The sequence below is a fragment of the Shimazuella sp. NTD247 genome, assembly GCF_059510415.1.
This window is the reverse complement of record NZ_JCAJZU010000028.1, coordinates 1-587: the sequence shown is the minus strand read 5'-3', so window position 1 is coordinate 587 and position 587 is coordinate 1. Positions and strand designations below refer to the sequence as shown.

The following is a 587-nucleotide window of genomic DNA, read 5'->3' as shown; positions in this document are numbered from 1 at the left end:
ATCTGACTTCACACTGCCAAGAAAAGCTTCTAAGGAGAAACGTTGCGCCCGTACCGCAAACCGACACAGGTAGGCGAGGAGAGAATCCTCAGGTGCTCGGGAAAACTCTCGTTAAGGAACTCGGCAAAATGACTCCGTAACTTCGGGAGAAGGAGTGCCACCCTCCGGGGTGGTCGCAGAGAAGAGGCCCAGGCGACTGTTTAGCAAAAACACAGGTCTCTGCAAAGCCGCAAGGCGAAGTATAGGGGCTGACGCCTGCCCGGTGCTGGAAGGTTAAGGGGAGAGGTTAGCGCAAGCGAAGCTTTGAACCGAAGCCCCAGTAAACGGCGGCCGTAACTATAACGGTCCTAAGGTAGCGAAATTCCTTGTCGGGTAAGTTCCGACCCGCACGAAAGGCGTAACGATCTGGGCGCTGTCTCGACGAGAGACCCGGTGAAATTGTAGTGCTAGTGAAGATGCTAGCTACCCGCGACAAGACGGAAAGACCCCGTGGAGCTTTACTGTAGCCTGATATTGAATCTAGGTACGACTTGTACAGAATAGGTGGGAGCCGGCGAAGCTGGGACGCTAGTCTCAGTGGAGGCATC

1 rRNA gene is annotated in these 587 nt (G+C 54.9%); it reads left to right on the top strand.

Going from position 1 to position 587, the window contains the following annotated elements:
- Positions 1-587: ribosomal RNA gene (locus AC5WOC_RS21190) — 23S ribosomal RNA — on the top strand; the annotation flags it as partial.